At 52.1% G+C, this 25,767-nt stretch carries 26 protein-coding genes, 1 tRNA gene and 3 pseudogenes; 17 read left to right on the forward strand and 13 right to left on the reverse strand.

The genetic code is table 11. From position 1 onward, the window contains the following. Positions 1 to 4 precede the first annotated feature (4 nt). A complete protein-coding gene (map, locus tag BWM17_RS08510) occupies positions 5 to 919 on the forward strand; it encodes a type II methionyl aminopeptidase (protein WP_309493499.1) in 915 nt (304 codons plus the stop codon). Here map and BWM17_RS08515 read toward each other — a convergent pair. After that, on the reverse strand, positions 916 to 1,314 hold the full coding sequence (locus tag BWM17_RS08515) for a hypothetical protein (RefSeq protein WP_309493500.1): 399 nt from the start codon (positions 1,312 to 1,314) through the stop codon (positions 916 to 918). The genes map and BWM17_RS08515 overlap by 4 nt on opposite strands. A gap of 17 nt (positions 1,315 to 1,331) precedes the next feature. Then, complete coding sequence (locus BWM17_RS08520; protein WP_309493501.1) at positions 1,332 to 2,456, reverse strand: DUF1512 domain-containing protein; 1,125 nt, start codon at positions 2,454 to 2,456, stop codon at positions 1,332 to 1,334. Between BWM17_RS08520 and BWM17_RS08525 the strand changes: the two genes are divergently transcribed. Next, positions 2,455 to 2,595 carry a hypothetical protein gene (locus BWM17_RS08525; RefSeq protein ID WP_309493502.1) on the forward strand — a complete coding sequence of 47 codons (141 nt, stop codon included), beginning with the start codon at positions 2,455 to 2,457 and terminating at the stop codon, positions 2,593 to 2,595. The genes BWM17_RS08520 and BWM17_RS08525 overlap by 2 nt on opposite strands. A 41-nt stretch (positions 2,596 to 2,636) precedes the next feature. Beyond that, a complete protein-coding gene (locus tag BWM17_RS08530) occupies positions 2,637 to 4,007 on the forward strand; it encodes a monomethylamine:corrinoid methyltransferase (protein ID WP_309493503.1) in 1,371 nt (456 codons plus the stop codon). 135 nt (positions 4,008 to 4,142) lie between these two features. Here BWM17_RS08530 and BWM17_RS08535 read toward each other — a convergent pair whose 3' ends face one another. Further along, entirely contained in the window at positions 4,143 to 4,463 is a 321-nt protein-coding gene (locus tag BWM17_RS08535; protein WP_309493504.1) for a winged helix-turn-helix domain-containing protein, read from the reverse strand. Between the two features lie 255 nt (positions 4,464 to 4,718). On the opposite strand from BWM17_RS08535, the gene BWM17_RS08540 reads away from it, so the two are divergent. After that, positions 4,719 to 5,288 (forward strand): hypothetical protein, encoded by a 570-nt coding sequence (locus BWM17_RS08540; protein WP_309493505.1) that lies wholly within the window; start codon positions 4,719 to 4,721, stop codon positions 5,286 to 5,288. 141 nt (positions 5,289 to 5,429) lie between these two features. Here BWM17_RS08540 and BWM17_RS08545 read toward each other — a convergent pair whose 3' ends face one another. Beyond that, positions 5,430 to 5,654: a hypothetical protein gene (locus BWM17_RS08545; RefSeq protein WP_309493506.1), complete on the reverse strand. Its 225-nt coding sequence runs from the start codon at positions 5,652 to 5,654 to the stop codon at positions 5,430 to 5,432. 176 nt (positions 5,655 to 5,830) lie between these two features. Between BWM17_RS08545 and BWM17_RS08550 the strand changes: the two genes are divergently transcribed. The 8 genes and pseudogenes from BWM17_RS08550 (at position 5,831) to BWM17_RS08585 (ending at position 12,639) form a co-directional block, all read left to right on the forward strand. Further along, a complete protein-coding gene (locus BWM17_RS08550; protein WP_309493507.1) occupies positions 5,831 to 6,919 on the forward strand; it encodes a phosphate uptake regulator PhoU in 1,089 nt (362 codons plus the stop codon). 273 nt (positions 6,920 to 7,192) lie between these two features. After that, on the forward strand, positions 7,193 to 8,767 hold the full coding sequence (locus tag BWM17_RS08555) for a hypothetical protein (protein WP_309493508.1): 1,575 nt from the start codon (positions 7,193 to 7,195) through the stop codon (positions 8,765 to 8,767). After that, positions 8,764 to 9,072, forward strand: a complete 309-nt coding sequence (locus BWM17_RS08560) for a hypothetical protein (RefSeq protein WP_309493509.1) — start codon at positions 8,764 to 8,766, stop codon at positions 9,070 to 9,072. Before BWM17_RS08555 ends, BWM17_RS08560 begins: the two co-directional genes overlap by 4 nt. A gap of 120 nt (positions 9,073 to 9,192) precedes the next feature. Continuing rightward, positions 9,193 to 9,837 (forward strand): methyltransferase cognate corrinoid protein, encoded by a 645-nt coding sequence (locus BWM17_RS08565; protein ID WP_309493510.1) that lies wholly within the window; start codon positions 9,193 to 9,195, stop codon positions 9,835 to 9,837. A gap of 17 nt (positions 9,838 to 9,854) precedes the next feature. After that, positions 9,855 to 11,252 (forward strand): annotated as a pseudogene (gene mtbB, locus BWM17_RS08570) ([dimethylamine--corrinoid protein] Co-methyltransferase). 343 nt (positions 11,253 to 11,595) lie between these two features. Next, positions 11,596 to 11,826 carry a sulfurtransferase TusA family protein gene (locus tag BWM17_RS08575; RefSeq protein WP_309493511.1) on the forward strand — a complete coding sequence of 77 codons (231 nt, stop codon included), beginning with the start codon at positions 11,596 to 11,598 and terminating at the stop codon, positions 11,824 to 11,826. A gap of 67 nt (positions 11,827 to 11,893) precedes the next feature. Continuing rightward, positions 11,894 to 12,238 carry a P-II family nitrogen regulator gene (locus BWM17_RS08580; RefSeq protein ID WP_309493512.1) on the forward strand — a complete coding sequence of 115 codons (345 nt, stop codon included), beginning with the start codon at positions 11,894 to 11,896 and terminating at the stop codon, positions 12,236 to 12,238. A gap of 185 nt (positions 12,239 to 12,423) precedes the next feature. Next, positions 12,424 to 12,639 (forward strand): DUF2116 family Zn-ribbon domain-containing protein, encoded by a 216-nt coding sequence (locus BWM17_RS08585; RefSeq protein WP_309493513.1) that lies wholly within the window; start codon positions 12,424 to 12,426, stop codon positions 12,637 to 12,639. Between the two features lie 239 nt (positions 12,640 to 12,878). Here the strand turns inward: BWM17_RS08585 and BWM17_RS08590 are convergent, their stop codons facing one another. From BWM17_RS08590 to BWM17_RS08600, 3 genes are all read right to left on the reverse strand, one after another. Further along, entirely contained in the window at positions 12,879 to 14,300 is a 1,422-nt protein-coding gene (locus tag BWM17_RS08590; RefSeq protein ID WP_309493514.1) for a cytosine permease, read from the reverse strand. A 3-nt stretch (positions 14,301 to 14,303) separates the two neighbouring features. Further along, positions 14,304 to 14,615: a hypothetical protein gene (locus tag BWM17_RS08595; RefSeq protein ID WP_309493515.1), complete on the reverse strand. Its 312-nt coding sequence runs from the start codon at positions 14,613 to 14,615 to the stop codon at positions 14,304 to 14,306. A gap of 159 nt (positions 14,616 to 14,774) precedes the next feature. After that, positions 14,775 to 15,044: a DUF2116 family Zn-ribbon domain-containing protein gene (locus BWM17_RS08600; protein ID WP_309493516.1), complete on the reverse strand. Its 270-nt coding sequence runs from the start codon at positions 15,042 to 15,044 to the stop codon at positions 14,775 to 14,777. Between the two features lie 156 nt (positions 15,045 to 15,200). Here BWM17_RS08600 and BWM17_RS08605 point away from each other — a divergent pair, with 156 nt between their 5' ends. Next, a complete protein-coding gene (locus BWM17_RS08605) occupies positions 15,201 to 15,719 on the forward strand; it encodes a hypothetical protein (protein ID WP_309493517.1) in 519 nt (172 codons plus the stop codon). Between the two features lie 40 nt (positions 15,720 to 15,759). Here the strand turns inward: BWM17_RS08605 and mttB are convergent. After that, positions 15,760 to 17,244, reverse strand: a pseudogene (gene mttB, locus BWM17_RS08610) ([trimethylamine--corrinoid protein] Co-methyltransferase). Positions 17,245 to 17,390: 146 nt separating this feature from the next. After that, positions 17,391 to 18,041 (reverse strand): B12-binding domain-containing protein, encoded by a 651-nt coding sequence (locus tag BWM17_RS08615; protein WP_309493518.1) that lies wholly within the window; start codon positions 18,039 to 18,041, stop codon positions 17,391 to 17,393. Positions 18,042 to 18,366: 325 nt separating this feature from the next. On the opposite strand from BWM17_RS08615, the gene pylSc reads away from it, so the two are divergent. Genes pylSc through pylD form a run of 4 tightly spaced genes read left to right on the forward strand, consistent with a single transcriptional unit; the run spans position 18,367 to position 22,346 of the window. Then, complete coding sequence (pylSc, locus tag BWM17_RS08620) at positions 18,367 to 19,209, forward strand: pyrrolysine--tRNA(Pyl) ligase large subunit (protein WP_309493519.1); 843 nt, start codon at positions 18,367 to 18,369, stop codon at positions 19,207 to 19,209. A 13-nt stretch (positions 19,210 to 19,222) separates the two neighbouring features. Next, complete coding sequence (gene pylB, locus BWM17_RS08625; protein ID WP_309493520.1) at positions 19,223 to 20,323, forward strand: methylornithine synthase PylB; 1,101 nt, start codon at positions 19,223 to 19,225, stop codon at positions 20,321 to 20,323. Between the two features lie 6 nt (positions 20,324 to 20,329). Beyond that, complete coding sequence (gene pylC / locus BWM17_RS08630) at positions 20,330 to 21,538, forward strand: 3-methylornithine--L-lysine ligase PylC (RefSeq protein ID WP_309493521.1); 1,209 nt, start codon at positions 20,330 to 20,332, stop codon at positions 21,536 to 21,538. Beyond that, positions 21,519 to 22,346, forward strand: coding sequence for a 3-methylornithyl-N6-L-lysine dehydrogenase PylD (gene pylD, locus BWM17_RS08635; RefSeq protein ID WP_309493522.1), 828 nt, complete (start codon positions 21,519 to 21,521; stop codon positions 22,344 to 22,346). Before pylC ends, pylD begins: the two co-directional genes overlap by 20 nt. A 135-nt stretch (positions 22,347 to 22,481) precedes the next feature. Here pylD and BWM17_RS08640 read toward each other — a convergent pair. The 4 genes and pseudogenes from BWM17_RS08640 to BWM17_RS08655 all read right to left on the reverse strand — a co-directional run bounded on the left by BWM17_RS08640 (position 22,482) and on the right by BWM17_RS08655 (position 25,637). Then, positions 22,482 to 23,861, reverse strand: a pseudogene (locus tag BWM17_RS08640) (monomethylamine:corrinoid methyltransferase). Positions 23,862 to 23,971: 110 nt separating this feature from the next. Beyond that, the gene (locus BWM17_RS08645; RefSeq protein WP_309493523.1) at positions 23,972 to 24,622 is read right to left on the reverse strand and encodes a corrinoid protein; all 651 of its coding nucleotides are present in this window, start codon (positions 24,620 to 24,622) and stop codon (positions 23,972 to 23,974) included. Between the two features lie 170 nt (positions 24,623 to 24,792). Continuing rightward, the gene (locus BWM17_RS08650; protein ID WP_309493524.1) at positions 24,793 to 25,425 is read right to left on the reverse strand and encodes a phosphoribosyltransferase; all 633 of its coding nucleotides are present in this window, start codon (positions 25,423 to 25,425) and stop codon (positions 24,793 to 24,795) included. 61 nt (positions 25,426 to 25,486) lie between these two features. Continuing rightward, positions 25,487 to 25,637 (reverse strand) — tRNA-Ile (locus tag BWM17_RS08655). Between the last annotated feature and the right edge of the window lie 130 nt (positions 25,638 to 25,767).

A 25,767-nucleotide genomic window follows, 5' to 3' on the forward strand; every position in this document is an offset into this window, starting at 1 on the left:
TAAAATGGAGGCGTTCCGGTTGCTGGAGGAGGAGGAATTAGCTAAGCTCAGAAAGGCTGGAAAGATCGCGGGGGAAGTCAGGAGGTGGGTTGAAGGCTACGTGAAAGAGGGTATGAAGGTCATCGACCTATGCGAAGGGGTTGAAAGAGAGATCCGCCGACGGGGAGGCAGTCCAGCCTTCCCTTGCAATGTGGACATCAACGAGGTAGGCGCCCACTATACTTCGCCTCCCAGCGACCCCAGCCTCATTCCCCCGGGTTCCATAGTGAAGGTGGACATTGGAGTTCACATCGACGGCTACATAGCCGACACAGCGGTTTCCATCTGCTTCAACCCAGAGCTCTACGTCCTCAAACAGGCTACGGACGAAGCCTTGGAGGCTGCCTTGGAGGCCTTGGCTCCGGGGGTTAAGGTTTCAGCCATAGGAGCCGTCATCCAGAAGATCATTGAAAAGTACGGGTTGAAGCCTGTGAAAAACCTGACAGGCCACGGGTTAGGCCGATACAAACTTCACACCGGAAAACCCATCCCCAACGTAGCCGGCTTAGACAGCCTAAAAATCGAGGAAGGGGAAGCCTACGCTGTAGAGCCTTTCTCCACCACTCAACAAGGAGCAGGGGAAGTGGGTGAGGCGGGATTCGGCCACATCTTCAGAATTCTGAAGATGAAGCCTCCGAAAGAAGAAAAAGCTCGAAGCCTCTTTGAAGGTATCAAGAACCGCTTCCACACCCTCCCCTTCGCCTTCCGCTGGGTTGAAGAAATATGGGGAAAGGAAAACTTAGCGGCCTTCAGCAGCCTCCTCAAAGAAAGACACGTGACCGAATACCCTTTACTAGCGGAGAAGAACAGGCAGCCGGTAGCACAATCAGAGCACACCGTCATAGTATTGAAAGACGAGGTTCAAGTTTTAACTCTCTAAAACTTTGGCTCCCGCCGCTTGGGCCGCTTCTCCTCCTCGGGATAGATGGCTTCAACCATCATAGTCCCCCCGCAACTGGGACAGCTGCCCATGGGCTTGGGGATGAAATCGCCCAGCTGAAAGTTGCGGAGACTTTTGAAGGCGCATTGGCTGCACTGGAGCAAGGTTAAGGTGACCTTGGGCGGAGGCAAAGACATTTGGCCGAGGATTCGGCTTACCATGAGGACGAGGAAGAGAATTCCGAGAAGACCTAAGAGGAGGGAGCCCGTGGATTCCCGGGGGCCCACTTCCATGTACTGGGCTATGCCTGAGAAGAGAAAGAACACGGCTAGGAACGCTATTAGAAGGAGAAGAAGCAAGCCGACGGGGGACTTTGGCGCAGGTTTTCCGGACACCTTCAAACCTCCCAGGGTTACTGGCCTATCCCTATGGTGTTGCCTATTCCCGCTAGGATGAGGGTTTCCCCTTCCTGGGTGTTCTCCCTCACCAGCCGCTTAATCCGCTCCAAAGCTTTTTCCACGCCTTCGTAGATTTCCTTTTTCATGGGGGCTATGGCTTCCCGGAGGGATTCTTTGATGATAACAGCGTACACCGGTATCTTATTCTTGTGGGCGATTTCCTCGATCTTAAACCTTTCAGTGCCTATGCCTCCGATGGCCGCTCCTACACCCTCAGCCACATCCCCCGTGTTTTCACCCTCAAACTTGAGGGCTGCGTCCACCATGATGATGAGCGAGGGCTTAACGAAGCCCGAAGCCAGCAGGTTTTGAAGGGCGTCGCCCGGCTTGCCTACGTTGCCTCCTGGGCCTTCTGCTTTGAGGACGAGGGTTTTACGGCCTTCGATCTCCGTTTCGGCCATCACCATGTCTTTCTCTATCTTCTTTACCTCCTTCCCTCTCATGAGCTTGTTGACGAGGAGAGGCCCGGCGCCGTCTCCGATGGGCTGACCTTGGGCGAAGGCTTGCACGGCTCCGTCGTAGGCTGCGGCTATGTCCATGATCATGGGGAGGATCATGTGAAGCTGAGCGGTGATGATGTAGGCGTTGGTTCGTTTCCCCATCAGATAATAATGCTTCACAATCCGGTAGATGAGGTTCAGGTCGAGGGAGGCTTCCAGAAGGTTTTCGAGGTTGTGAAGCGTGGGGTCGTCGGCTTTTGGGGCAATTCGCTTAACCTCCTCCTTCATGCTCATGTCCCTCACATCCAATAGATGGTCCAGCTTCCAAACGATACCCGCCGGGTCCATGTCCACCGGCTGGATGAAGAAGCGCTCCAGAAACTGGTCTACCCGAGGCGTGGGGTCCTCGTTGGGTTTTCCCAGCTCTTGGACGGTGTTGAGGGAAATCTCCCTAGCCCTGTCCCTCATATACCGCAGTTTCCTCAACTGCCTTTCGATGTCGCGGTTCCACATGAACATCTGAATCTTCTGCCCGTAGAAGAAGTAGAGGAGGATGATAAACATGAAAGCGATTTGGAGAATGTAAGCGAAGATTCCCGGCTGCTCTCCGCCTCCTAAAAGCGGTGAAAGTAAAGCCATGAACCGTTCTCCTTCATACCTAACAGGGTTAAGATACTTCAAAAAAGAGGGAAGATTCCCTGTTATAAAGCTTTACTCTGCAAAAAAGATAGATTACTGGAGACTTTCACCATTAGCAAACAATAAATCCCATGCCTAAGAAAAGATATATAATGTACTTTTTCAGGTAGGGGAAAACCTGTGATCGATCTTCTAGAACTTTGGAAACGCTCAGAATCAGGGCCAGAGATAGGGGAGAGAGAATTCGACATGAAGATTCTCCCCAAAAAGCTGGAGGAGCTTCGGAAGGAATATGGCATCCGCTACAACCCAGAAGAAGTAGTGTCCACCGACGCCTCCCTCGCCAAGGCTGTCTATGAAGCCGCCCTCAAGCTCCTCTGCGACGTCGGAGTTTACTGTACCGACAGCGGACGAGTCATACAGGTGTCGGAGGAAGAGGTCGAGGAAGCCCTCCGCTCAGCCTCAACCCGGCTCTTTCTGGGCGGAGGAAAGGAAAGAATCGAACTCGCAGCCCGCCGGACGGGAGACGGCCGGAGGCCGCTCATAGCCGGAGGGCCTTGCGGCTGCCCTCTTTCCGAGAAATTCTACAGAAGAATCCTGTACAGCTACGCCAAGGAAACCTCAGCGGACATCATGGTGATGGGGCCCTTGGAAAGCTTCAAGGGAATGACCATCAAACCCCGGTCGCCCATCGAAATGGCTGCTGCGAGGACTGAGGCTGTGGAGGCTAGAGAAGCCGCCAAGGCAGCGGGCAAGCCGGGCCTGTGCATCTTCGGAGGCATCTCCGTGGTCACGGCGGCAGCCTCCAACTTCGCCGACTCCCCCGACGGGCTCAGGCCCACAGACCTGCATGAGGTGGCGCAGTTGAACGAGTTAAAGATGAGCTGGGAAGTCTTCAACAGGATGACCCACTGCCAATACCAAGGGAACCTTGTGGCCGCGGCTCAATGCCCTGTTCTCGGCCAAGCAGGCGGACCGGAGGCGACGGCCATCCTCTGCGCAGCTGAAGCCCTGCAGGCTTTCACCCTGACACGCGGCCACCTTTTCTGCATGGCGCCCTCCCACATGTGGACTTCGACCACCACCGACAGGGAGGACCTCTGGGTGAGCTGCTTGGTCATGCAGGCGGTTAAAGGCGTTCACCCAGTTCCCATGGGAAGCTACATCTACTCGGCAGCCGGGCCTTGCACCGAAATCCAGTGCTACGAACTGGCAGCCCAGACGGCAACTCACACCGCCTCCGGGGCAGACCTAATCTGCTCTGCAGGAGGCACGCGGGGGACCTATGTGAACCATTACACGGGAATGGAAGCTAGGATAGCGGGGGAAATCTGCCAAGCCTCAGCCTCCCTCAGAGCAGTGGAAGTCAACGAGCTTGTGAAGGAGCTGCTGAGCCGGTATGAGGAGCCGTTGCGGATGAGGAAGGCTCCTCCGGGGAAGAGGTTTGAAGAATGCTACGACATTGAGAAGATTTCACCTTCCGAGGAATATGTAAGGCTTTGGGAAACCGTTAAGCGAGAGTTGGAAAACTTAGGTATGAATTTTCCCTGAACCAGATAAGATCGCGCTTTATTCTACTGTTCCAACACAGCCAGAGGAATGTGCTTTGTCTGCTGAAAATCTGAAGCTGCCTACAAAACCAGTGTAGTCGGAGAGAACGCAGATTTATTTAATCGTTTACCGCCTTCAAGGTGAAAGCATGGTCAGGATTTCTTTCCGCTGCCTGGAGAGCTCTAGGAAAAGTCTTCCCCTTTCCGTGGTCATTATGCCCCCTCTTTCGGTGAGAGTTACTAGGCCCTTCTCCAACAAAAGTGAAACGTAGTTCTTGTAACGGTTAAAGTTGAGGTTAGCCCTGTAGACCACCTCGGTCTTTGATGCCCCGTTGAAGGCGACGGAAAGGATGTCCTCCACGATTTTTAGTCCATCCCGTCGTTTAAAGGAAATATTTTCCGGGAAACCGGAGGCCGCTGGAGGGGACTTCTGCTTGGTATCGAGGCGGCTATTCAAGGGGTTTTCCCCTCCTATATAAATAATATATGGTATTATAAGCTGTTATTTATATGTTTTTAGAATTTTTGGTTCGAACTTTAAAATCTAGGGTAAACCGCCATGTTTAGCACATGTTCCTGTTAAAATTTGCAACATTTGGGAAGAGGCTGGGCAGTTGTATGGTTGCAGTGAGCTGATAATTGATGTTTAAGCTTGATTGTATAAAGATTTTTAAAGGGGAACGCTAAAATTTAGGAGAGGTGTCTGTTTCCGATGAAACTCTCCATTGCTTTAACAGCAGCTGCTTTCATGTTTGTGCTGTTGTTTTCGCCTCTCCCTGCCGCGGAGGGGGCTGAAGAGAGCCTCGGCGCCCTAGGTTTTGATTCCGCCGAAACCAAGACGGCGATCACGATCAACGTGGAGAGAATTCCGAAGAGAAGCTATCTGGGTGAAAGCATTTTGATCAGAGGAAACGTATACCCCGCCATGGAGGGACTTGAACTTAAAATATTCTATGGCTACGCCAAGGCCGGCGAGGAAACGGTGGAGTCGGTCATCGTCTTCACCGACGAAAACGGAGCCTTCCAATTTAGTATGATCCCGGAGGAGATTGGAAGCTTAGCCTTCGTAGTGACGCATGAAGGCTCTGACAGTACGTTGCCGGCTAGAGCCGAGCCTGTAGCCACTCTTGTTACTCAGAAGGTGCCCATCAAGCCAGAGCAGACTTTTCTACCTTTAATATTGGTGGCGATCCTGCTTGCCCTCTGGTCTAGGTGGGACGACATTAAAGAGTTGAGGGGGAAAGGGAAGGCGACTAAAAAATTTGAGAAGTGGAGAAAATAGTTAGGAAAATATTTTTAGCCAGTTAAATAATGTGTTCCAAGGTGAGATTTAAACTAGGATGTCCGCCCCTTATCTTTGGTTGGTTGTTTTCTTGATCGGCTATATGTGTTCGGCTTTAAGCTCGGGGAGTGAATTCAGTTTTTATCTGTATTTACGGATGCCGATGAAGCGTGCGGATGGGCCTCTGAAGTTCTCTTCAACCTCTCCCCAGTAAGTTCCGCAGACACGGCACCAAGGGACGTTGGTGACTTGCACTCCCCACCATCCTTGGTAGCCGCATTTGGGACAGTTGGGGCTGTTCTTCTCTGCTTTTGGTTTTACTATTTCAGGGACTACAACCTTCGGTTCTTCTAGGACGGTTTCCATTTTTCACCTCCTCCTTTTTTACCCGACCCGGGAAAGTTGGGTTTCGCTTGGTTTTCCCAAGCTCGTCAGGGGTTTATTGTGAAATTTTTTATCCGTAATAAAGAAAGTGTTGGCGGCATATAATTATTTAGCGAAAACTATAAATTCTAGTATATACTAAAGATAGTGGGGATTTTATGGAGGGAAGAAAGCTTCAAAAGGTCGGCTACTCAACCCTCAGCGTTTCTCTCCCCAGCCGATGGATCAAGCGGTTTAGGTTGAAGAAGGGGGACACCGTCGTCTGCAGCTATGAGAAAGACGGCTCCCTCAGATTGATGCCTTCGGAAATGGCTGAGTCTAAGGGCAGCTTGGATGTGGCAGTGAACTTAGACCTCTGCGACAGTCCCACGCTGCTGGAGAGGCTTGTCGTGGGCTGCTACATCGTAGGCTACGACACCATAACGGTGTTTTCGCGAAACAAGATTCACGGGGATTGGCTTACCGTCTTGAGGAACGTTTCCCAGAGGCTGATAGGGCTGAGCATCATGGATGAAAGGCCTGACGCTGTCGTCCTTCAATGCACCTTAGACCCTTCCAGCATCCCTCTGACGACGATGATGAGGAGGCTTTACGCTTTGACGGCGACCATGTACACTGAGGTTTTGGAGGCACTCATGGGATTTGATCCCACCCCCGCTAAGGAGGTGGTGAACAGGGAGTCTGAAGCCAACATGCTGTATTGGCTGATTTTACGCGTCATAGAGCTGGCTCTGACCGATGTGAGGATTGCGGAGAAAGTCGGCGTGCAGAACCAGCATTATCTGCCCACCTACCGGGTTGTCATTAAGTATTTGGAGGCCATAGCGGATTATCTGGAGGAGGCAGCAAGCAACATTCTCCAGCTTATCGAATTGAACAAGAAGCCGAACGAAGCCATGGTGAAGGAACTGCAGCGAATAGGAAAAATCGAGTTGGAGGTTTTCAGCGGCGCCTTCGAAAGCCTCATCACCGGCGACTTGCATAGGGCGAACAAGTCTGTTGAAGATAGGATGAGGTTAAAGGACGATGCGGAGGAGATTGTCACCAGAATTCTGAGGGAAACCGAGGACCCGGAGATAGCGGTTCACATAAAGATTGTGAGTAGGGCTTTTAATAGGATCGCGGAGATAGGGGCCTCCATGGCCCATCTGGCCATCAACATGTATGTCAGCAAACCCAGTAAGATGGTGATGCCGACGGATTCCGGGAGGCTTCCGAAGGAGAAGACAGCTGAGTCTCAGGTCTGAGAGGAAATGCCGAACGGTCCGTCGAATGTTGTGCCCTGAATGTTCCCAGAAATCTGTCATAGGTTTTTCCGGTTTTCACTTTACATCCTTAAATTACTGGTAGCTTCCGAGAAACTCCCTCCCCCGTGCCCTAAGAGGCGGGGTAGAGTCTAAGATTCTTGGTTCTTACTTTAAGTTCGTCAAGTATAATAGCTCTCCTTCTCCAGTATCTCTGAAAATTGCTACGGTATCAAAAACCATGAGAGGAGACTCTGGAAAATGGCAGGAGAAGAAATGACTGTACAACAATTGGCTGAAATGCTACAGTATGCGCATGGTGTATGGGTGGAGTGGTTCTACTGGGTTACGGTCATCGTCATGTTCTTCATCCACATCGGCTTCGGCATGTACGAGGTAGGTGTTGCTAGGAGAAAGAACGTCGGCCACACGCTGATGAAGAACAACATGCTTTTCGCCCTCATCCTCTTCACCTTCTACCTCTTCGGGTGGTGGGTTTACGGCAGCTTCATGGGCCCCAACCCCATCAACGCCTTCATACCCAACTACGAGGGCAACCCCTATGTGGGAGGAGACTTCGGACCTCTAAGCCCATTCATGACTGGCAATCTACAGGAGTTACCGCCGGGCTTCATGTTGGCTTTCTGGGCTGCCTTCCTCCTCTTCGCCCAAACCGAGGGCTCCATCATCTCCGGAGGCATGATCGAAAGATGCCGCATCAGCTCATGCGTCGTCCTCGCCGTGATTGTGGGTTCGTTCGTGTGGATATGGCTGGCCGCCCAAGGGTGGAGCAACGGCGGATGGATGCTGAAATGGTTTGGCATCCACGACGCCTACGCCAGCGGCATCATCCACACCATCGCCGGCTTCTTCCTCTTAGGCTGCCTCATCAACCTAGGCCCCAGAATAGGCAAATTCGACCCGCAGGGAAGACCGAGAGACATTCCCCTCCACAACCAGTGGATGACGGCTGTGGGGTTGTTCATCATTGTCACCGGTTTCTGGGGTTTCTACTTCGCCTGCAACGTCCCCCTGATAATAGCCTGGGACTTAACGCTGCCCTACTGGGGAACGGTCAACATCTTCGGGAACCCCACCACGCTGTCGCTGGTCGGCACCAACTTCCTCATGTCTCTGGCAGGAGGGATGATGGGTGGATTCACCGTGGGCCGAGGCAATCCCTTCTGGACTTGGAGCGGAGTCTTAATGGGTATCATCGGCGCCTCGTCGGGGAACGACCTCTACCATCCCTTCCAAGCCTTCATCATAGGGTTCATCACGCCTTTCATCGGTTACAAGCTTCACTACTGGGTTGAGCGGAGGTTCAAGATCGACGACGCCGTGGGAGCCTGCGCGGTGCACGGATACTGCGGCTTCATAGGCCTAGGCATCTTCCCAGGCTTTCTGCTCTGGGGCTACCCGACCGGGGGGGCCTACTACTTTGGCTTTGACTACATCGCAGGGGTCACCACGCCTTGGGGTCAGTTTGCCTCCGCTCTCTGGGAGGCCGGATGGGCCTTTGCCATTGGCTTCGTCTGCAGCTGGGTTCTTAAAAAAGCAAAGCTTCTCAGAGTAGAACCTCTGGTAGAGTTGGTAGGCTTAGACATGTCTTCGCCGGCCTTTGGAGACATGTACCCATACTTCCCGCAGCTTCCAACCGATAAGCTTCCGGAAATCGACAGGGTGCAGTACACGGAGATCGCTAAATACCTCGGCAAGACACGTTCCAGTCGAGGACGGTTCGCAAGCAAGGACGCGGGTAGGAAGGACTACCTGCCGCCGGCATCGCCCAAGGAAATGCTGGAGGATGCCATAAGGCTTCAAAGAAAGCTGATGGGGGGAATTAAATGAGCATCGTTTCAGCCCTTCTATTCGCTCAGCTGCTGGCCTTCGGTACGGGAGTCACCGACTGGGAGGGCGCCTACTGGGGCGGACCGATAGAGGTCATCAGTCCTCTGTGGGGGATAGGCACCGTCATCAGCGCCCTCGTCGCCGTGGCCATATGGGCCTTCTATCACATCCTTGACGCGGTTCGAGAGGACAGGACGGAGAAAGCCGCTGTGAGGGAGTGGCTGGAGAAAGGCCTCCCAGAACCCTATACCACCTACGTCCAAGAACTGACTGCCGCAGCGAAACCTGAAGAAGCCGAAAAATAAGCCGACTGTAAACCCTAAAACTCTTTTTTTTTTAAAAAAAAATCAGAAAATTCTACCGGTAAACCTTTTATATTCAAAAAAGGAGAGAATACCCTCGGAGAAAAAGAGGAGGGATAGATAATGTCTTCTGAAGAAGCCTTGAAAAAGCTCTACGACGCCATCTTCGCCCAAGATGTGGAAGCCGCCTCCAAAGCCGCCAACGACTGTGTGGCCGCAGGCCTCGACCCTCTGAAGGCCTTGGAAGCCGCCTCCAAAGCCATGACAGACCTAGGAAACCTCTTCGAGAGAGGCGAAGTCTTCCTCCCCCAAGTCGTCGTGGCAGCCGACGCCATGAAAGCCGCTGCCCAAGTTCTTCTCTCCAAGCTGCCCACCAAACCGTCTAAAGCAGGCAGAGTCCTCATAGGCACGGTGGAGGGCGATGTCCACGATGTCGGCAAGGGAATAGTCTCTGTTCTCCTCGACGCCGCCGGCTTCGAAGTCATCGACATAGGTCGGGATGTCCCCACCAAGGTCTTCGTCGAGAAAGTCAAAGAGCTCAAACCCAACATCGTAGGCTGCTCAGCCCTCATGACCGTCACCCGCGTAGGGCAGAAAGCCGTCATCGACGCCCTAGCGAAGGAAGGCATAAGAGACCAGGTGAAGGTCATGGTAGGCGGAGGAGCTACCACAGGCGTTTGGGCTGAGGAAATAGGCGCCGACGCATGGGGTGAAGACGGACCGGACAGCGTGAGGAAAGCCAAAAAATTACTCGGCATAACCGAGTAGGAAGGTGAAAAAGAAAAATGGACTACCTAACCAGAATGGGAGACGGCCGACCGGTAAGAATGAGCAAAGAGCAGATAAAAGCCGACATCGAAGCCGGAACCAAGGACGCGGCGGAAAAAGCCCACGTCCCCGAGCTTTCAGGAGCCGAACAAGAGCATCTGCTGGAGATCATCACCGACCCCAACCGGCTGGTAGCCGTGGAGCCGGGGAGAGAAGTCGTCCTCACCCACGACGTAGGGCCTTTGAAGGTGATGGCCGACCAGTCCAACAGCGGAGTGAGCATCCCATGCTCCCGGGAGCAAGCCATGTGCATCTACGAGAAAGCCTTCAGCGCCGACACCGCCGAGCTGGGGCACATCGACTACAGCTTCAAACCCGTTAAACCCATCATCACCCAGGAGCAATCGGTCCTGCAGAACGTCCTGCACATGACCATCCTCCCCATCTTCTACGGAGCCATGCCTAACCTAGGCCTATACTACGCCCCAGACGGACCCTTCCCCGAACCCATCGGGCTCATCAAGGACCGCAAGATAGGGGAAGCAAAAGAATCCATGGAAAACGCCGCCCACAGGTTTGTGGAAGACCTAGAATACATCACCGTGAGACTCTACGAGGTAGGCTTGGACGCCTTGAACATCGACACCACCGGCGCCGGAGGCGACGCAGACTTCTACGCCTCCCTTACCGCCACGGAAAAGATAAAGAAGGAATGCCCCTACCTCTGCGTGGAAATGGGCATGGCGGGAGAATTCATCCTAGGATTCCACACCGAGCTGAAATATCAAGGCGTCAAACTGGCGGGACTCTGGCCTCACCAGCAAGCCAGCCTCGCTGAAAAGGCAGGAGTGGACATCTTCGGCCCGGTGGTCAACACCAAGCCTTCTCTGTCCTTCCCCCTCAACATCGCCAGAGCAGTCACCTTGGTCAAGCACTGCGTCAAAGAATCCAAAATCCCCATCCACGTCAACATGGGCATGGGCGTTGGGGGAATCCCCATGTACGAAACTCCGCCGGTGGACGCTGTGACCCGGGCCAGCAAGGCAATGGTTGAAATCGCCGAGGTAGACGGCTTATAGGTGGGAGTGGGCGATCCCTTTGGGATGCCCATAGCTCACTGCGCCGCCAGCGGCATGGGAGGCATCAGGACGGCGGGAGACATGGTGGCTAGGATGCAGATGCTGAGATATAGGTTGAAGGACGCGAAGGACTACGTGGCCAAGAAGCTGGAAACCGACACCATGGCTCTGCGGGACGAATTTGAGATGAGAAGGCTGAGGGAGAGGCTCAACATCGGCACTATCACAGGCGTCCCAGGGGTCGCCAGGGGCCTCGAAGCCAAAGCCCGAATCGCCGAGATCCTCGGCATCCGCATCAACGCTGTCGAACGCCTTAAGGAACTGGTGAAACTCTAAAGAGCCAAGCCCAGAGCCACCGCCCACCGACCCACGCGTGAAGCGAGGGGGATGAGGGAACGGCTAAGCCTCTGGGCCACAAACCCCATCTTCCTTTTTTTGAGCCGGAAGTATTGTGAAGGCTGATCTTAGAAAAAGTTAAATTCAGTGCACCGCTAGCCTTTTTAGAGGTAAAAATTGAAAAAGGACGGCAGCCGCCGAGCCTGCGTATTTCAGGTGGAAGCCAAGGAAACGGCACCTGATGTAACGGTGTCTCATCTGGGAGGCAGCCTTGGAAAAACCATGCCAAATATGTTATATTTGACATAGCCTTTTTTGGGGAAGCCTTCTTTTAGGTGATTTAATGGAGGAAGCTCACGAAGTATTGGACGTTCGAAAAAAAGCCTGCCCCATGCCCGTTTTGTTGACGAAGAGAAAACTTGCGGAGTTGGAGGTGGGGAAAATTCTCAAGGTCATCGGAGACTATCCGTCGGCTAAAGAAAATATTCAAAGATTCGTCCTCAGAGAGGGACATGAGATCCTAAACATCAAAGAGAACCGAGCTAAGTTTGAAATCGTCATAAAAAAAGCTTAAATCACATATTTCCCATATTCTATTTAGAGGCAGGCTAAACCCTTAGCCACCTTTTAGGAGGAATTTTTTGAAAAAAATTGAAGCCTACATTAGGGCTGAAAGATTGAAGGAAACTATACAGAAATTGAAGGAAATAGGCGCACCCGGGTTCACCTACTATGATGTGAGAGGCCATGGCAGAGAATACAAGTCTGGGTTCACCCCCACGCCCTTCACGCCGCCCATCGTAGAAGATATTCTTCCTAGGTCGAAGATTGAAGTCTTCTGCGAGGATGGAGATGTAGAAAAGATCGTCGACGCCATCCGAGGAGGATGCTGCACGGCAAAGCCAGGGGATGGCATGGTTTTCATAAGCACCATCGACGAAGCCCAACGCTTAAAAACCAAAGAAAAAGTGCAAAAACTCGAATAGCCGAAAACTGAAACAAACACCTCCTCCTTTTTATGGAGAAGGCGCTGTTTTTGGTGGAAATTTTGTGAGAGTAGAAACAGCCTCTCTCAAAATCTACGCTGGGAGAGGGGCAAAGTTTTAAAGAATATACCGGTAAACCATAGAATACACGGGGACGGAATCATCTCAGCGTTGTTGATGCCAGAATGGATGTTGAAATCGAGGAACACAGACATTGTAGCGTTTGCGGCAGCGTGGTGCGGGGAAAGGGAAGAGCTAGGTCTGGCGTGGTGCTTTGCGGGCCCAGATGCGCTAAGATGTACGAGGATGAGATGGCGAAAGCTCGAAGGCTGAAGGTGATGTGGTTTTTCCCCATCATATTTTTCCTCATAATCTTCATAATACTAGTTTTGAGAGGCTGAAAAACCCATAGCATATGGCCACATGTGGCTCTTGTTTTCAGGCTGATCTTCCCCGACGCGAATAACCGCGTCCAGCCAGCTCCATCAAACCGAGGAATGGCTCGCCGAAGCTGTCTTCAAAGGCAACTACTCTTTGAAGACTTTTACAGATACCTGCCTTAAGGCATGAAACAAAAATTTTAGACTTCAATTTGGGTTGTTTTTTTTAAAAAAAAAAAAAAAAAGTTGTGGGAGGGTTTTCACTCGACCACACGTAGTCTTTTCACTTCTTGCGGGTATATCAGATGCATGAGGAGCCAGTACAAGGCGATGGCATAGCCGAACACTAGGAGAAGCCCTGAAACCCATGGGAAGCCGACGCCGAAGTAGCCTACGTAGCCTGTCAGAGGGTTGTAGACTCCCAGGTAGATTATGACACTGGAGAGATAGGTGATCCAAGCTGCCAGGTTGAAGCCTTTGTGGTATCGGAATATCTTCCCCATCATGTACATGTCTCTTATCTCGTCCACCGTCCAGTAGCCTTTCTTCTTCCTGAAGGCGAAGAAGTCGGTGAAGATTATAGCCCCGTACACCGTCCACAGACAGCCGATGAGCGTCAGGAAGACAGCGTAGTTGTTGAACACCACTTCCTGAAACAGCACTACGGCCGGTACTGCCGCTATCGTGACGCTGGCATGCACCCACCTTATCCTAGGTATGGCCACCTTGATGGGTATAGCCGCCGTGTAGATAAGCAGCACAATCGACCCTATGTTGGCAATGGCGAAGAGGAAGAGCCCTATACCGCCGAAAGTTGCTCCACCGATAGCCATGAACCAGTCGGTTGGATCGAAGGTTCCAACGATCAAAGCCGTGAGAATGGAGAAGACCACAGCAATGCACAGGACAGGCCCCCAGCCCCACCATGGACCGTGAAGGGCCGCTGACTCGGTCTTTGCCAGACGGGACCATTGCCCCCAATAGTAGCACCAAGCAAAACCTAAGCCTAGGTTCCACTCAAAGGCATTCATCCAAGATAGATGACGAGTCTCGTATGCTGCTACCGGTTGACGGGCGAAAACAGCGCCAATTCCTTCCACGGCGAAGATGTAGTAGATCAGGCCGCCTAGCACTATCAGCATCAATGGGGACGTAACCCTCGTAAACCACTTGCATGCAATGGGACCCTTCCAAGCTACGTAGGAGGCAATGGCCGTTGCTATAACTGCCCAGAGGGTGGCGCCCGGCCATACGGTTGCGAGAACGGAGGGCACCTGAGGCCAGATCAGCGGGGTTAATTTTATCGCAGACATGCCGAAGAGAAACGCTGAATACGCTATCCACCCGTAGTTGATAGGTATCCATATGGCCAGCTGAAGGTTGCCTCCTCTGTTTCCAAAGGCAGCTCTCGTCAATAGGAACTGGTCGGCTCCATATCTGCCAAATATCACAGCATAAAAGGCGGATGCGAAGAGGCCTAATCCCTCACCGGCTATGGCGGCTGTTATGGCTTCAGTGGCAGGCAGTACTATTCCAGTCAAGCCGCCTACTAGGAAAGCCCAAGAGGCTATACCGTAGGCCATCTGCAGCCAGACATAGTCCACGAAACCGTAGACCCGGTCTTCCGCCAGCACCGGCAAAGCGCCGAACAGTACTTCCTTTTCAATCGCTTCTTTGGCCATTTTTTATCGCCCCTTCCTCACCCGGTCAATTCCTATGAGTACCACTAGGATCAGTAGAGACCCGTAGAAGGACATGTGCGCCCAGAGGGGTATAGGGTTCACATAACCCAGCACTGCGAAAACAATAGCCCACAGCATGGCGAACGCCAAGGCCGCATAAGACCACATGGGGCATTTGGTAACCAAGGAGCCTTCGGTTCGAAGTTTTTCATCTAGGATCTTCAGTCTCCTCTCAAGCTCAGCGTGGAAGGCAGGGTAGAATGTTTCCGCGTCCATTCCAAACCAGAAACCTGCTCCTTTTTTCTTCTCACTCACAGTTCTTCACCGGTTTATCTTTTGGAGAATTTTCAGCTACATTCAAGTTAGTATTAACTATTCTTTTAGTATTTAAATTTTTGCGGCGATCAGCTTATAAAAAACAATTAATAATTTATTTAACAAAAAATAGATTTTTCGTAAGCCTGTTAAAATCATTTAACCGAAAAGAAGCGCCAAAATTGCCAGAGGAACGAGCACGATGAACGTGGAGAGGTACCAGAGAAGTTTTATTCTCTTAACTTTTTTAACCCGCTTATCATATGTTTTTGAACACTGCTCACTGCATACGTAGGCTTTCCCAGGTTTGCCCTTGTCCTTGTGAGATATGACTGCTCCGCAAACCGCGCAGTGCTTGTGCTCCTCAAGGCCTTCCACGCTCAAAACTCCCACCATGAGAGGGGTTATCGAAAAGAAACTAGGGCTCAACCATGTTATTAAATTATTTGAAGACGGTTGTCTGACCTTTAACCAAAGCTTATTTTTCAGGAGATGGTTATTTTTGAAAGATAAACAGTGCTCAAAATACTTGAAACCTCTCCGGGCGAGAAAAGGGAATCCTTCAAAAATCTCATAATCAAACTTTTGAAGAAAACAGGGATAACCATCCACCAAGAAAAAATCCAAACCAAACCCCCTATAATCGATATGACCGGGCGGAAGTTCATAGGCGGAGATAAAACCGTTGTGAGAATCGACTTCAGCAGGGAAGCCGTCTCCAAGCAGCTTAAAAATTTTTCCTCCTACATCAAATCCATGAAACTCAACCAGGGCGTATACATTCCTTTTTATAAAAAAATCTGCAAGCCGAGTTTTCTGGTTCCCCCTAACGTCTACATGATCGACGGCGAAAGGCTGAGGCAGCTTATGGACAGGTTTCTGATAAAAATCTCCTCCCGCGAAGCTGAACGCATGGTTCAAAACCTAAGTCGTGGAAAACAGCCTACTAGAAAACCGAAACTGGTATGCTGCAGAGGGCAGCTTAACTGGCTGGTCATGGCTGTGAAAAACAGGAGAAATAAGCGAATGTACTTAGTGGACGTGGAAACTGGAAACATCACTGTTAAGCCAGCCTCACCTAAAAAAAGAGATAGACTTGTATAAAAAAATAGAGGGGAAATTTAGGCTGATTTAATCAGCCAAGCTACCCGCGCGCAGCCCTGTCCGCTTCTTTGACGATAGCCTCCATGGAGGCCAACAGGTCTTTGTCGATGGGTGGAACCTGGTGAGTCTTCAAGATTTCCTTCGACTTTTGGTAGGCCAAGTAGGCTAGGTCCTTCTTGTCTGTTTTTTTCTCCCAAGTTCCTCGCATGTCCCTGTTCAGCAGCGTGGGGAAGGATTCCTCCGCGTCCATCCATTGGAGGGTGTGCTTCTTGGAGAGGAAGTTCCCCCCAACCCCCACCTCTTTTATGAGGTCTGTCGCCAAGGTGTCATCGTTCACAGAGATGCCCTTGGTAGCCCTCCGGCACATGGCTATGATATCGTGGTCGATGATCAGCTGCTCCAAGCTGAACGTTTGACCCAGCTCCAGCATCCCAGCGCCGTAGATGGCATTGGCCCCCGCCAGCATGGGCAGGAGGGTGGTTATGGTCTTCTCGTGGGCAGCCTGCGCGTCGGGGAGCTTGGCATCAGCCTAGGTGCCTGCCACATAGCTGGGCAGCCCATAATACTGCGCAAGTTGCGAAACAGCGGCGCTTATCAGCCCCAGCTCCGGCGCTCCCACGGGTGCTGTGGCCGTCCTGAGGTCGAACATGGTGGTGGAGCTGCCGTAGATGACAGGTGCACCGGGCTCTGTCAGCTGGGCGAGGACGATGCCTGAGAGCACTTCTGCGTTATGGGTCACCAAAGTGCCGGCCAACGTCACGGGGCCTGTAGCTCCAGACATGGCCATGCTTAGCACGTTCACCGGGATGTCGTAGCGGGCTCCTTGGATGATGACTCCGCAGGCGTTGGCGTGCAGCTGGAGGGGACTGGTGGGACACAGCAACACGGATATGATGGGCCTCTTCCTGAAGGCTTCTTCGTCGCCTCCATAGTAGGCGACACCCATCTTGAAGTAGTACTCCATGTGCTCAGCCACCGGGTCGACGTGGTGGAAGTGTTTTCTCGTCCCCACCCAGGAAGTGAAGGTTTCGTGGACGTCCGAAGCCAAGCCTTCCATCAGAAGCTCTCTGGCTGCACAGGGCAGGGAGAAGAAGTCGATGGTGGAGCACCAATCTGCAAGGACAGCGGCTTCATAGACGTCTTGATTGTTCGACTCTCGAATGGAATTGGTTTCATATTCGTAGGTGTACAGCCCCGTGCCGAAGGTAGTGTTACCCACTTTTCTTCCAGCCTCTAGAAGCACGTCGCTTCCCTTTTCACGGCCGGCTAAAAGGACTCGGCCGGGACACTTGTGGAGGGCGTCCTTAACGATGTGCTCAGGAATCCTCACCATGCGTTTCACCGGGTCAACGTCACATCCTCCCTTTTTGAAGATTTCCAAAGCCTCTTCATGGTAGACTCCAACTCCGCTGGTCTTCAATACGTCCATCGTCTCCGAGTTGATGCGGTCTAGGGCGTCTCTGGAAAGTAGCTCCAACCTAGCTCCTTGAACCATGTCAAGTCCGGCGAAGAGTTTCACTGGCATTGCATTTTTCACCTCCCTTTTTTCTGGGTATTTGTTTCATCACGCCCCTCCTCGGCGCTCGATGAGTGTACCCTTCAAGCATCTCCGCCCCTCATCAACATGGTTCAGGGCAGCGGCTTGGCTGAAGGGTTAAACCGGATGATGGGTCATTTCTTTTCCAGAAGTTCTTTAGCCTTGTTCACAGCGTCGACAGCATCTTCTCCTCGAGCGTCAGCACCGATGACTTTAACCCAGTCAGCGGTAACCGGCGCGCCTCCGACCATGTAGACTACTTTGTCCCTGATGCCTGCCTTCTTCAACTCTTCAGCCAAAGTCTTCTGCTCAGGCATGGTGGTAGTCATGAGGGCAGAAGCGCCGACGATATCAGCGTTGACCTCTTTGGCCTTGTCTACGATGGTTTTAGCCGGTATGTCGCGGCCTAGGTTGAACACTTGGAATCCGGCGGCCTCCATCATCACGGCGACGATGTCTTTTCCTAGGTCGTGAACGTCTCCGAGGACTGTGGCTATCACTACTTTGCCTAGGTATTTTCTTTCCTTTCCCGCCTGAAGCTTAGGCGTCAGCATGACTATCGCTTCCCTCAGAGCATCAGCCGCCATCATGACGTGAGGGAGGTAGAGTTCACCTTTCTGGAAGGCTTCCCCTATCTTCCGCATTTCTTCGGTGCTGGCGTCGATGGCCGCTAAAGCGTCTATGTCAGACTCGAGGATCTTGTTCACGACAGCCTTCGTGGCTTCCACGTCACCTTCGCGGATCGCTGCGCACAATTTACGCAATATTTCTTCTTTTTCAGCCATAGGAGAACAACCCCTGTCGTTTCACCCCCAACTAGTAAACATTGTTTGCATTAAAAAATTTTTCCAGCTACTACTTTTCTGGTAGCGGGGAAGCGGCAGAAAAATTGAGCGGTTTAAATAATTAATGTAAGCAGATTCAAAAAAATCTCTGATTTAGATAAACCAATTTATAGGGGAAAGATAAAAGTACAAATTGGTGAACTGCGAAAAAATTGATGGGGGATCGGCCGGGGGGCCACAAGAGTTCTAACCTCTTGGAGCCGGGTTCGACTCCCGGATCCCTCGGCACAGGAAAAGGGCTTATTTAAAATCTATGTGAGCTTCCATGGGCGATTCCTCCATCACCTTTACCCCCAGCCAAAAGCAGCGTTTGATAGAGCTTGGTGCTGAGCTCAGCAAACTGGAAGCTTCTTTTACCTCCCCCAGAGAGCGGGAAAAGGTTTTCAACAGCCTAGCTGAGAAGCTTACGAGAAAAAACCGGGAAACGATAAAGAAGCTGAAGGACAGCGGAAAAAGGCCTCCCCTTAAAACCGTTGAAAGTAAGCTGGTGAACGTTTTAACCTCTCTGGGGTTCGTTGAGGTTGTCACTCCCACGATAATTCCGAAGACCTTCATCAGCCGAATGGGGATCGAAAAGGAAAGCAACCTCTGGCAGCAGATACTCTGGCTGGACGGCCGGCGATGCCTCCGCCCCATGCTGGCACCTAACCTATACTTCGTAATGGGGAAGCTTAGAAGATTCTGGAAGCCTGTGAGGATATTCGAGGTTGGATCCTGTTTTCGAAAAGACACTCGGGGGTCCTTCCACACCGAAGAGTTCACCATGCTCAATTTCGTGGAGTTAGCTCCTGATGCAAACCCTCGGGAACGTTTGGCGGAGCTGATAGCCAAGACTATGGGAGGCCTCGGCATCGGATCCTACGAGGTTCGATCTGAAAGCTCAGAAGTCTACGGGGAAACCTTAGATGTCTTGGTCAAAGATGTGGAGATAGGCTCCGCTGCCATAGGGCCTAAGCCCATGGATGTCAACTGGGGCATCGTTGACCCTTGGGTAGGGTTGGGCCTCGGCATTGAAAGAGTAGCCATGGTGACAGGGAACCATCACCCCATAGCGAGGGTGAGTAGAAGCCTCATATACCTCAACGGCGCTAGGTTGGATATCAAATAGGGCTGTGGAATTGATGCCCCTGACGAGCACCGCCTTGAAGGGCGAGGCTTCCCGCGAGGTTCAGGAAATTCTGGCAAAAGCCGCTGAGGGAAACTTAGAGGAGAAGGACGCCCTACGCTTGATGAAAGCCGAAGGCATAGACGACTTGTTCGCCCTGTTCAACACCGCCCATGAGATAAGAAAACGACAGTTCGGCGACAAGGTTTTCGCCTACGGCTTCGTCTATTTTTCCACCTACTGCCGGAACAATTGCTCCTTCTGCCTTTACCGGCGTGCAAACCGGTGTGCTCCCCGCTATAGGAAAAAAGCAGACGAAATAATGGAGATAGCGGAGATGTTGAAGAAGTCGGGAGTGCACCTCATCGACTTAACCTCGGGGGAAGACCCTCAAATCCATTCGGAGAAAGGGTACCGCAGACTGTTGAGCTACGTGGAGAGGCTGAAGAAGGAATTGGACATGCCTCTCATGGTTTCACCGGGGGTTTTACCGAAAACCGTTCTCAGGGAGTTGGGAAGAAAAGGTTTGGACTGGTATGCCCTCTACCAGGAAACCCACAACCGCCTTCTTTTCTCCAAGCTCCGCTGCCGCCAAGACTATGATGAAAGGATGAAAGCCAAGACCTACGCCAGAGAAGAGGGAATGCTTATTGAGGAGGGAATTCTCATCGGTGTAGGCGAAAGCAGGGAAGACGTGGTCGATTCCGTCTACCAGATGAAAAAGATGAAAGCCCACCAGGTTAGAGCCATGGGCTTCATACCTCAGAGAGGAACTCCTATGGAAAGCCGCCCCTCGCCGCCGATTCTCGAAGAAATGAAGGCCATATCTTTGATGCGCCTTGTCCACCCAGATAGGCTGATCCCAGCTTCCTACGACATCGACGGTCTTAAAGGCCTAGGCCTACGCCTGATGGCTGGGGCCAACGTGGTGACCTCCCTGATACCTCCAAGGTTTCACCTCCGGGGAGTAGCCCAGGCGGAGTTGGATGTGGAAAGCAGCCTGCGAACGCTTTCTGGCGTAAAACCCTACCTCCAAAAGCTGGGATTGGAGGTAGCTTCCCTGAAGAGTTACAGGAAATGGATTGAAGAAGAGAAAGCTCGCCTCCCGGGGAAATAGGCTTCCATGCCCGTCAAAACCTTATGCATCGCAGGCGGACGGCTTCAGGGAATTGAGGCTGCCTACCTTGCCAGAAAAGCCGGATACAAAACAGTGCTCGTAGACCGGAGAGCCAAGCCACCTGCCTCAACGCTCGTTGACAACTTCAAGAGACTGGACGTGGCGAAGGATAAAGGCAGGTTGAAGAAAGCAGTAGAGGAAAGCGACGCAGTCTTACCAGCTCTAGAGGACGAAGAAGCCTTACGGGTTCTGGAAGAAACTTGCTGCCAGGCAGGGGTTCCCTACCTGCAGGATAACAGCGCCTTCGCCGTCACCTCCAATAAAATCCAGTCTCAGAGCTTCTTCAGGAAAATGGGCCTTCCAACTCCAGAAATCTGGCCTCGATGCCGGCTGCCCGTGATAGTCAAGCCCGCTCATGCGAGCGGAAGCACCAGCATATACAAGGTGGAAAGGATAGAGGAGCTGAGCCAAGCTGTGGATGCTGTGTTGAAGACAGACCGTGAATACCTGATCCAAGAATACGTGGAAGGCCCATCCTTGTCCTTGGAGGTTTTATCCTGGAACGGCGAAGGGCAGCCTCTTCAGGTCACAGGCCTAGAATTCGACCGAACCTTCGGCTGCAAACGGGTTGTGGCTCCATGCCGGCTTGATAGCTTTCTGGAGGAAGAGATATTCGAAATGGGAAGGAGGATGGCTGAAGGGCTGAACCTATCGGGTTTAACTGATGTTCAATTAATCCTAGGCCCACAGGGGATCAGGGTCATAGAGATGAACGCTAGGCTGCCAAGTCAAACACCTACGGTGGTATACCATTCAACCGGCGTAAACATGGTTGAATTGCTCTGCTCACTTTTCACCCAAGGCAATCTGCGCCCTGTGAAAATACCCGACCAGAAGGCTGTCATCTACCAGCATGTGAAAATTGAAGGAAAGCAACTGACAGTGACAGGAGAGCACAGCCTCTCGGACGCTGAAGGCTTGAGGTTTGAGAAAAACTTCATGGGAGCGGATGAAGCCGTCACCAACCTCAACCCTGAGGGGGAGGCTGAAGGATGTGTAGCAACATTGATAACCGTGAGCCGTCGCCTCCGAGACGCGAAAAAGAAAATGGAAAAATCCGTGAACTCCCTTCGACACCGTTATGGGCTCACCGGCTTCTCTGACCCCTCACCAGAAGGTTTGAGGCAGAAGTTCTATGACGAGATTGACTCCTGAGATTTTAAAGCCCATCCCCGAGACGGTTCCCCGATTTGATGAGGAGTTAAAAGCTAAAATCGGCGTCAGCCTTCTGGAAGCAGCCCTCCGCGCAGCCGACTGCGGTGCAGCCGTAGAGAGGGCGTTGAAACGCTGTCGGGCCGCCGTTGTACCCATAACTTCCGGGGAAGGCATCATTCCCGGCTTCGCTGAGGCTGTGGCATCCACTCTCCGCCATTTGGGATTGCAGGCTGAGCCAACCCGGAATTCGGACGTTCGGGGGTTCATCGAGGCTTTGGAGAAAAAATGTCAGCTCCTCTTCGCCGCCGACGACCATGTTTTCGCAGGCATGAACCTTCGAAATTTTAAGGTAGTGGACAACGCCCCTGCCACCGGCCGAGGCTATGCGGCGGTTTTGGAATTAAAGCTAAAGGAGAAAAGTAAGTGCGCAGCAGTCATCGGAGTGGGAAAGGTGGGCTCCGCCGCCGTCGCTTATCTAGCTGGAAGAGGGTTTCCGGTTTATATCTACGATTCAAACCGCGCCAAAGCTGAGCATGTGAAAAACACGAACCCGGGGAGAAACATTCAGGTATGCAGCTCTGTGGAAGAATGTTTCAGCAAAGCTAGGGGAGTCATCTTGGCAGCTCCAGCCGCCAACTTGGTGACGGAGGCCATGGTGGACGAAGACACCGTGATAGCCGCCCCGGGGATTCCTTTGGGACTCACAGCGGAGGCAAGGCGGAAGCTTCCTGAGAGGAATCTTATCCACGAACCTCTCATGCTGGGAGTGGCGACTATGGCGGTGGAGCTTCTCAAACCTAAACCCTAAGCTATCGGTGTCTGAAAAACCAGCAACCCCTCTAAGATTATTACCTTACCCTTGCTTTTCAGCTTAAGGAAATATGAAAGAGAAAAATACAGAGGGTAGTAGGGGAGACTGGGCGGAAATAAAAGAGAGAGGTGTTTAGAAGGTGAACTTCAACCCTAGTCCTTCCAAGGTCTCCACAGCCTTCCCGTAGACCTCCACGTACTCCGGTGTAGGAGTCACTTTAACCACGTCGTAGCATTGCTGGAATGTCTTACCCTGAGGCGGGTTCCTGTAGTTTCCCTCGTAAAGGGATATCAGCTTGTCCAAGATCTCGTTCACAGTCTCCACCTTCATCCCAGCCACAGCCTTGGCAGCTTCACCCATAATCCTCGCCTCCATACCTGTGGTGTAATCCAAGGCCACACCCTTAGCCGCAGCGGACCCAGACATCAGCTCCCGGCCGCTGCCTGTGTCCGTGATGGCCTGCGCAGCCGTTTCCAGGAGACACATCTCCGTGCAAGGCTGGGCTAGAGGATAGTACTGGTTGGAAGTCAACAGGTGCGTGTTGGCGTCGATGGCCATGTTGCAGTGCCCAGCCACCGTCAAGGGCTCCCGGGCGGTGGTGATCCCCCACCTGACATGAACAGGCCCGTCTAGGTGGAAGTCGGCGTTGCAGATGGTGAAGGCGATGAGGTGGGAGGACACGTCCACGATGGTGGTTTCCTCCAAGCCGCCGGCGTAGCCGCCGAAAGTGGGCATCTGCTCGATCATGATGATGTCGCCGTTCATGATCCACCCTGCTATCATCTGAAGCCCTCCTAGGTCCACCTTCAACTCGTTGAGCAGGGACATTTCATGGGGGTCAGACGCCCTCATGCCGCCTTCGAAGTCGGCGGCAATTCGCCCCGCAGGGCTTAGGGGCGTCTCTGGTCCCTATAAGCCCATGCCAGGCCTGCCCACCTTATGGCAGGCTTGCCTGACTAAAGCGACCTCCATTCTTGTCCCTTTGATTTCCCAAGGCGAGTTGGGGAAGGGCTCGTTTCCTTCCACGGTGTTCATCACTCCGCTGACAATACAGTCGACAATGGCTTCCTGAGCGTAGCTTTGCATCATGGGAAGGAAAATTTCCTCCGAAACCGGAGCGCCTGTAGGTCCGCCTTGGACGATAGGCCATCGGGAGTCTTGAGGAGACCTGGGAACCATGTCCACGGCGTCCCTTCCTTCGCCGATGACCAGCTTATCAGGGGCTTTCTTGATGGCCTCCTTGACCTCTTCCTCGGTGACTTTTATAACCCGACCGGTGTTGATGCAGTAGACGCCGTTCTGAACCAGCATCTCCATGCCGGCTAGGAACAGGCTGTTGATGGTGTCCTTGTCGGTGGGTATGACTTCCTTTTCATTGAACTTTATCCCGTATTTCTTCTTGAGCGCCGACGCGCTTTGAGGGATAATTTTAAAGTCCCATTCTTTTTCGGAAACCTTAGGCCCTGTCTTAGCTCTGTTGAAAGCTTCAAACACGTCTACCGGTCTTTCCACAACTTTTTTCAATTTCTCACCTCCTTTCCCTTTGATTTTTAACTGTCTCTTTTACCCTTTAGCACACCCTCATGCTCAGTCGGGCATGCGGGTTTGGTAAAAGAGTTGCATCATCTACCAACTAGGTTTTTGGCTACCTTAACCGCTTCCGCTGCATCCGCCGCGTAGCCGTCGCCGGCAATCTGCTCCACATACTCCCTTGAAACCGGCGCCCCTCCGTGGAGAGTTTTAACCCTGTCTCTTAACCCTGCCTCCTTCAGAGCGTCCACTATTTCTTTTTGAGCCGGCCTGGTGGTGGTCATCAAGGTTGAGGCGGCGACGATGTCGGCGTCGATCTCCTTAACCTTCTTCAGAAACTCTGCGATGGGGACATCTCGGCCTATGTCTACAACCTCAAAACCTGCCCCTCGCAGCATGGTGGCCACGAGGTTTTTGCCGATTTCATGGATGTCCCCCTCCGGTGTGCCTATGACAACTTTCCCCAGTTTGGCTTTCTCCGCCTGAGCGGTGGTCATTTTTTCCTCCAGTATTTTTGTGGCTTCGCTCATGGCATCGGCTGCCAGCACTATTTGGGGAAGGTATAGTTCCCCTTTGTCGAAACGGTCTGAAATGGTCTCCATTCCTTTCGCGAGGCCTTGGGTGATAGCTTCATAGGGGTCAATGCCGGCTTTAAGGGCTTCTTTAGCTCCCTCGACAGCCGCAGACACGTCCATCTCTTCGATAGCCCGCTTTAGTTTATTAAATATCTCTTCTTTGGACATATAGAACAAATCCTCTTTTCATTCAGCAAGATTTTATAGGCAAATCGCGGGTATTTAAATTTTAGGAACTTGGAGGATATCGAAGAAAAAGCGTTTTCTGATGGAGATTTTACCGTTAAATGGTAGGCTGCATCTTTACTTCGAAGAAGAAGCTGGTTTCTGTCTCTTCTTTATATTCTTCCCCTTTTTTCGAGGGTTGTTATGACTTCTTTTATCGTTTTAGGCTCCACATCCAAGCCGTATTTCTCTTTGAATTTTCTGCTGGCTTCCCTGAAGTTTTTGCAGATGTTAGGGTCGGTTTTAATGGCTCTTTCCATGAGGTTGCAGAGGTCCTCGGTGAGGTTCCACGGGTAAACGAACCACGCCCACCCTCTCACCTTGACGGCATAATAATCGGGAATAAACTCGGAGCTAGTGATGTACTGCAGGACGGCTACCTTAAGCTCCTCGGGGTTGAAGCGTTTAATGTACTCGACGGAGACCTTCATGCTTTTACCGGTGTCCACGATGTCGTCCACCACCAAGACCTTCCGCCCTCTGAGTTTAAAAGGAACCTTGTAGGGGATGGTTGCCTCATCCCTATGCTGCCCTGTGGTGTCCAGCCAATGTTCAACCTTAAGCCCCAAGAGGTTGGTTATGCCTAAGAGGTCGGAGATGATCCTTCCCGGCACAAAGCCGCTGCGGGCGAGGGCTATGAGCGTATCAGGCCTGTAGCCGGATTTCTCTATCTTGGCCACGAGATTTTTGCACCATCGGTATATTTCATCCCAAGTTACTATCCTGCACCGCATCTCCAACGGCATGATCTCCTCAACCCTGCGAGAGAACTTCCGCCATTTAGGTGGATGAACCTTTCCATGGGGTTGGTGGGCCCGTCCGGATTTGAACCGGAGACCATTCCCCGAGGAGGCAGGGCTTGGCCGTTCCTACCTCCCTACAGGTTATGAGCCTGTCGCTCTTTTAGTGGGTATGTCTCCCTTTGAGGCATACCATAACCTAGCTGAGCTACGGGCCCTGATCCTAATTGGAGGGATTTACCATTTAAGATTTTTCCGAGAACAACATTAAATCCTGACTTACAGCCTACTTCTTCGCCTTTTTCCCCGTTTTCTTTTTACTTCCACACGGCAAACTGTTTCGCCCCC

It is taken from the genome of Candidatus Hecatella orcuttiae (assembly GCF_002009985.1).
Classification (GTDB): Archaea; Thermoproteota; Bathyarchaeia; order Hecatellales; family Hecatellaceae; genus Hecatella; species Hecatella orcuttiae.

Bases quoted from the DNA above. Each gene is read 5' to 3' on its own strand.
- map (WP_309493499.1), top strand. From the start codon at position 5: ATGGAGGCGTTCCGGTTGCTGGAGGAGGAGGAATTAGCTAAGCTCAGA.
- BWM17_RS08525 (WP_309493502.1), top strand. From the start codon at position 2,455: ATGAACCGTTCTCCTTCATACCTAACAGGGTTAAGATACTTCAAAAAA.
- BWM17_RS08520 (WP_309493501.1), bottom strand. From the start codon at position 2,456: ATGGCTTTACTTTCACCGCTTTTAGGAGGCGGAGAGCAGCCGGGAATC.
- BWM17_RS08540 (WP_309493505.1), top strand. From the start codon at position 4,719: ATGAAACTCTCCATTGCTTTAACAGCAGCTGCTTTCATGTTTGTGCTG.
- BWM17_RS08545 (WP_309493506.1), bottom strand. From the start codon at position 5,654: ATGGAAACCGTCCTAGAAGAACCGAAGGTTGTAGTCCCTGAAATAGTA.
- BWM17_RS08550 (WP_309493507.1), top strand. From the start codon at position 5,831: ATGGAGGGAAGAAAGCTTCAAAAGGTCGGCTACTCAACCCTCAGCGTT.
- BWM17_RS08555 (WP_309493508.1), top strand. From the start codon at position 7,193: ATGACTGTACAACAATTGGCTGAAATGCTACAGTATGCGCATGGTGTA.
- BWM17_RS08560 (WP_309493509.1), top strand. From the start codon at position 8,764: ATGAGCATCGTTTCAGCCCTTCTATTCGCTCAGCTGCTGGCCTTCGGT.
- BWM17_RS08565 (WP_309493510.1), top strand. From the start codon at position 9,193: ATGTCTTCTGAAGAAGCCTTGAAAAAGCTCTACGACGCCATCTTCGCC.
- BWM17_RS08575 (WP_309493511.1), top strand. From the start codon at position 11,596: ATGGAGGAAGCTCACGAAGTATTGGACGTTCGAAAAAAAGCCTGCCCC.
- BWM17_RS08585 (WP_309493513.1), top strand. From the start codon at position 12,424: ATGGATGTTGAAATCGAGGAACACAGACATTGTAGCGTTTGCGGCAGC.
- BWM17_RS08590 (WP_309493514.1), bottom strand. From the start codon at position 14,300: ATGGCCAAAGAAGCGATTGAAAAGGAAGTACTGTTCGGCGCTTTGCCG.
- BWM17_RS08615 (WP_309493518.1), bottom strand. From the start codon at position 18,041: ATGGCTGAAAAAGAAGAAATATTGCGTAAATTGTGCGCAGCGATCCGC.
- pylSc (WP_309493519.1), top strand. From the start codon at position 18,367: ATGGGCGATTCCTCCATCACCTTTACCCCCAGCCAAAAGCAGCGTTTG.
- pylB (WP_309493520.1), top strand. From the start codon at position 19,223: ATGCCCCTGACGAGCACCGCCTTGAAGGGCGAGGCTTCCCGCGAGGTT.
- pylC (WP_309493521.1), top strand. From the start codon at position 20,330: ATGCCCGTCAAAACCTTATGCATCGCAGGCGGACGGCTTCAGGGAATT.
- pylD (WP_309493522.1), top strand. From the start codon at position 21,519: ATGACGAGATTGACTCCTGAGATTTTAAAGCCCATCCCCGAGACGGTT.
- BWM17_RS08645 (WP_309493523.1), bottom strand. From the start codon at position 24,622: ATGTCCAAAGAAGAGATATTTAATAAACTAAAGCGGGCTATCGAAGAG.
- BWM17_RS08650 (WP_309493524.1), bottom strand. From the start codon at position 25,425: ATGCCGTTGGAGATGCGGTGCAGGATAGTAACTTGGGATGAAATATAC.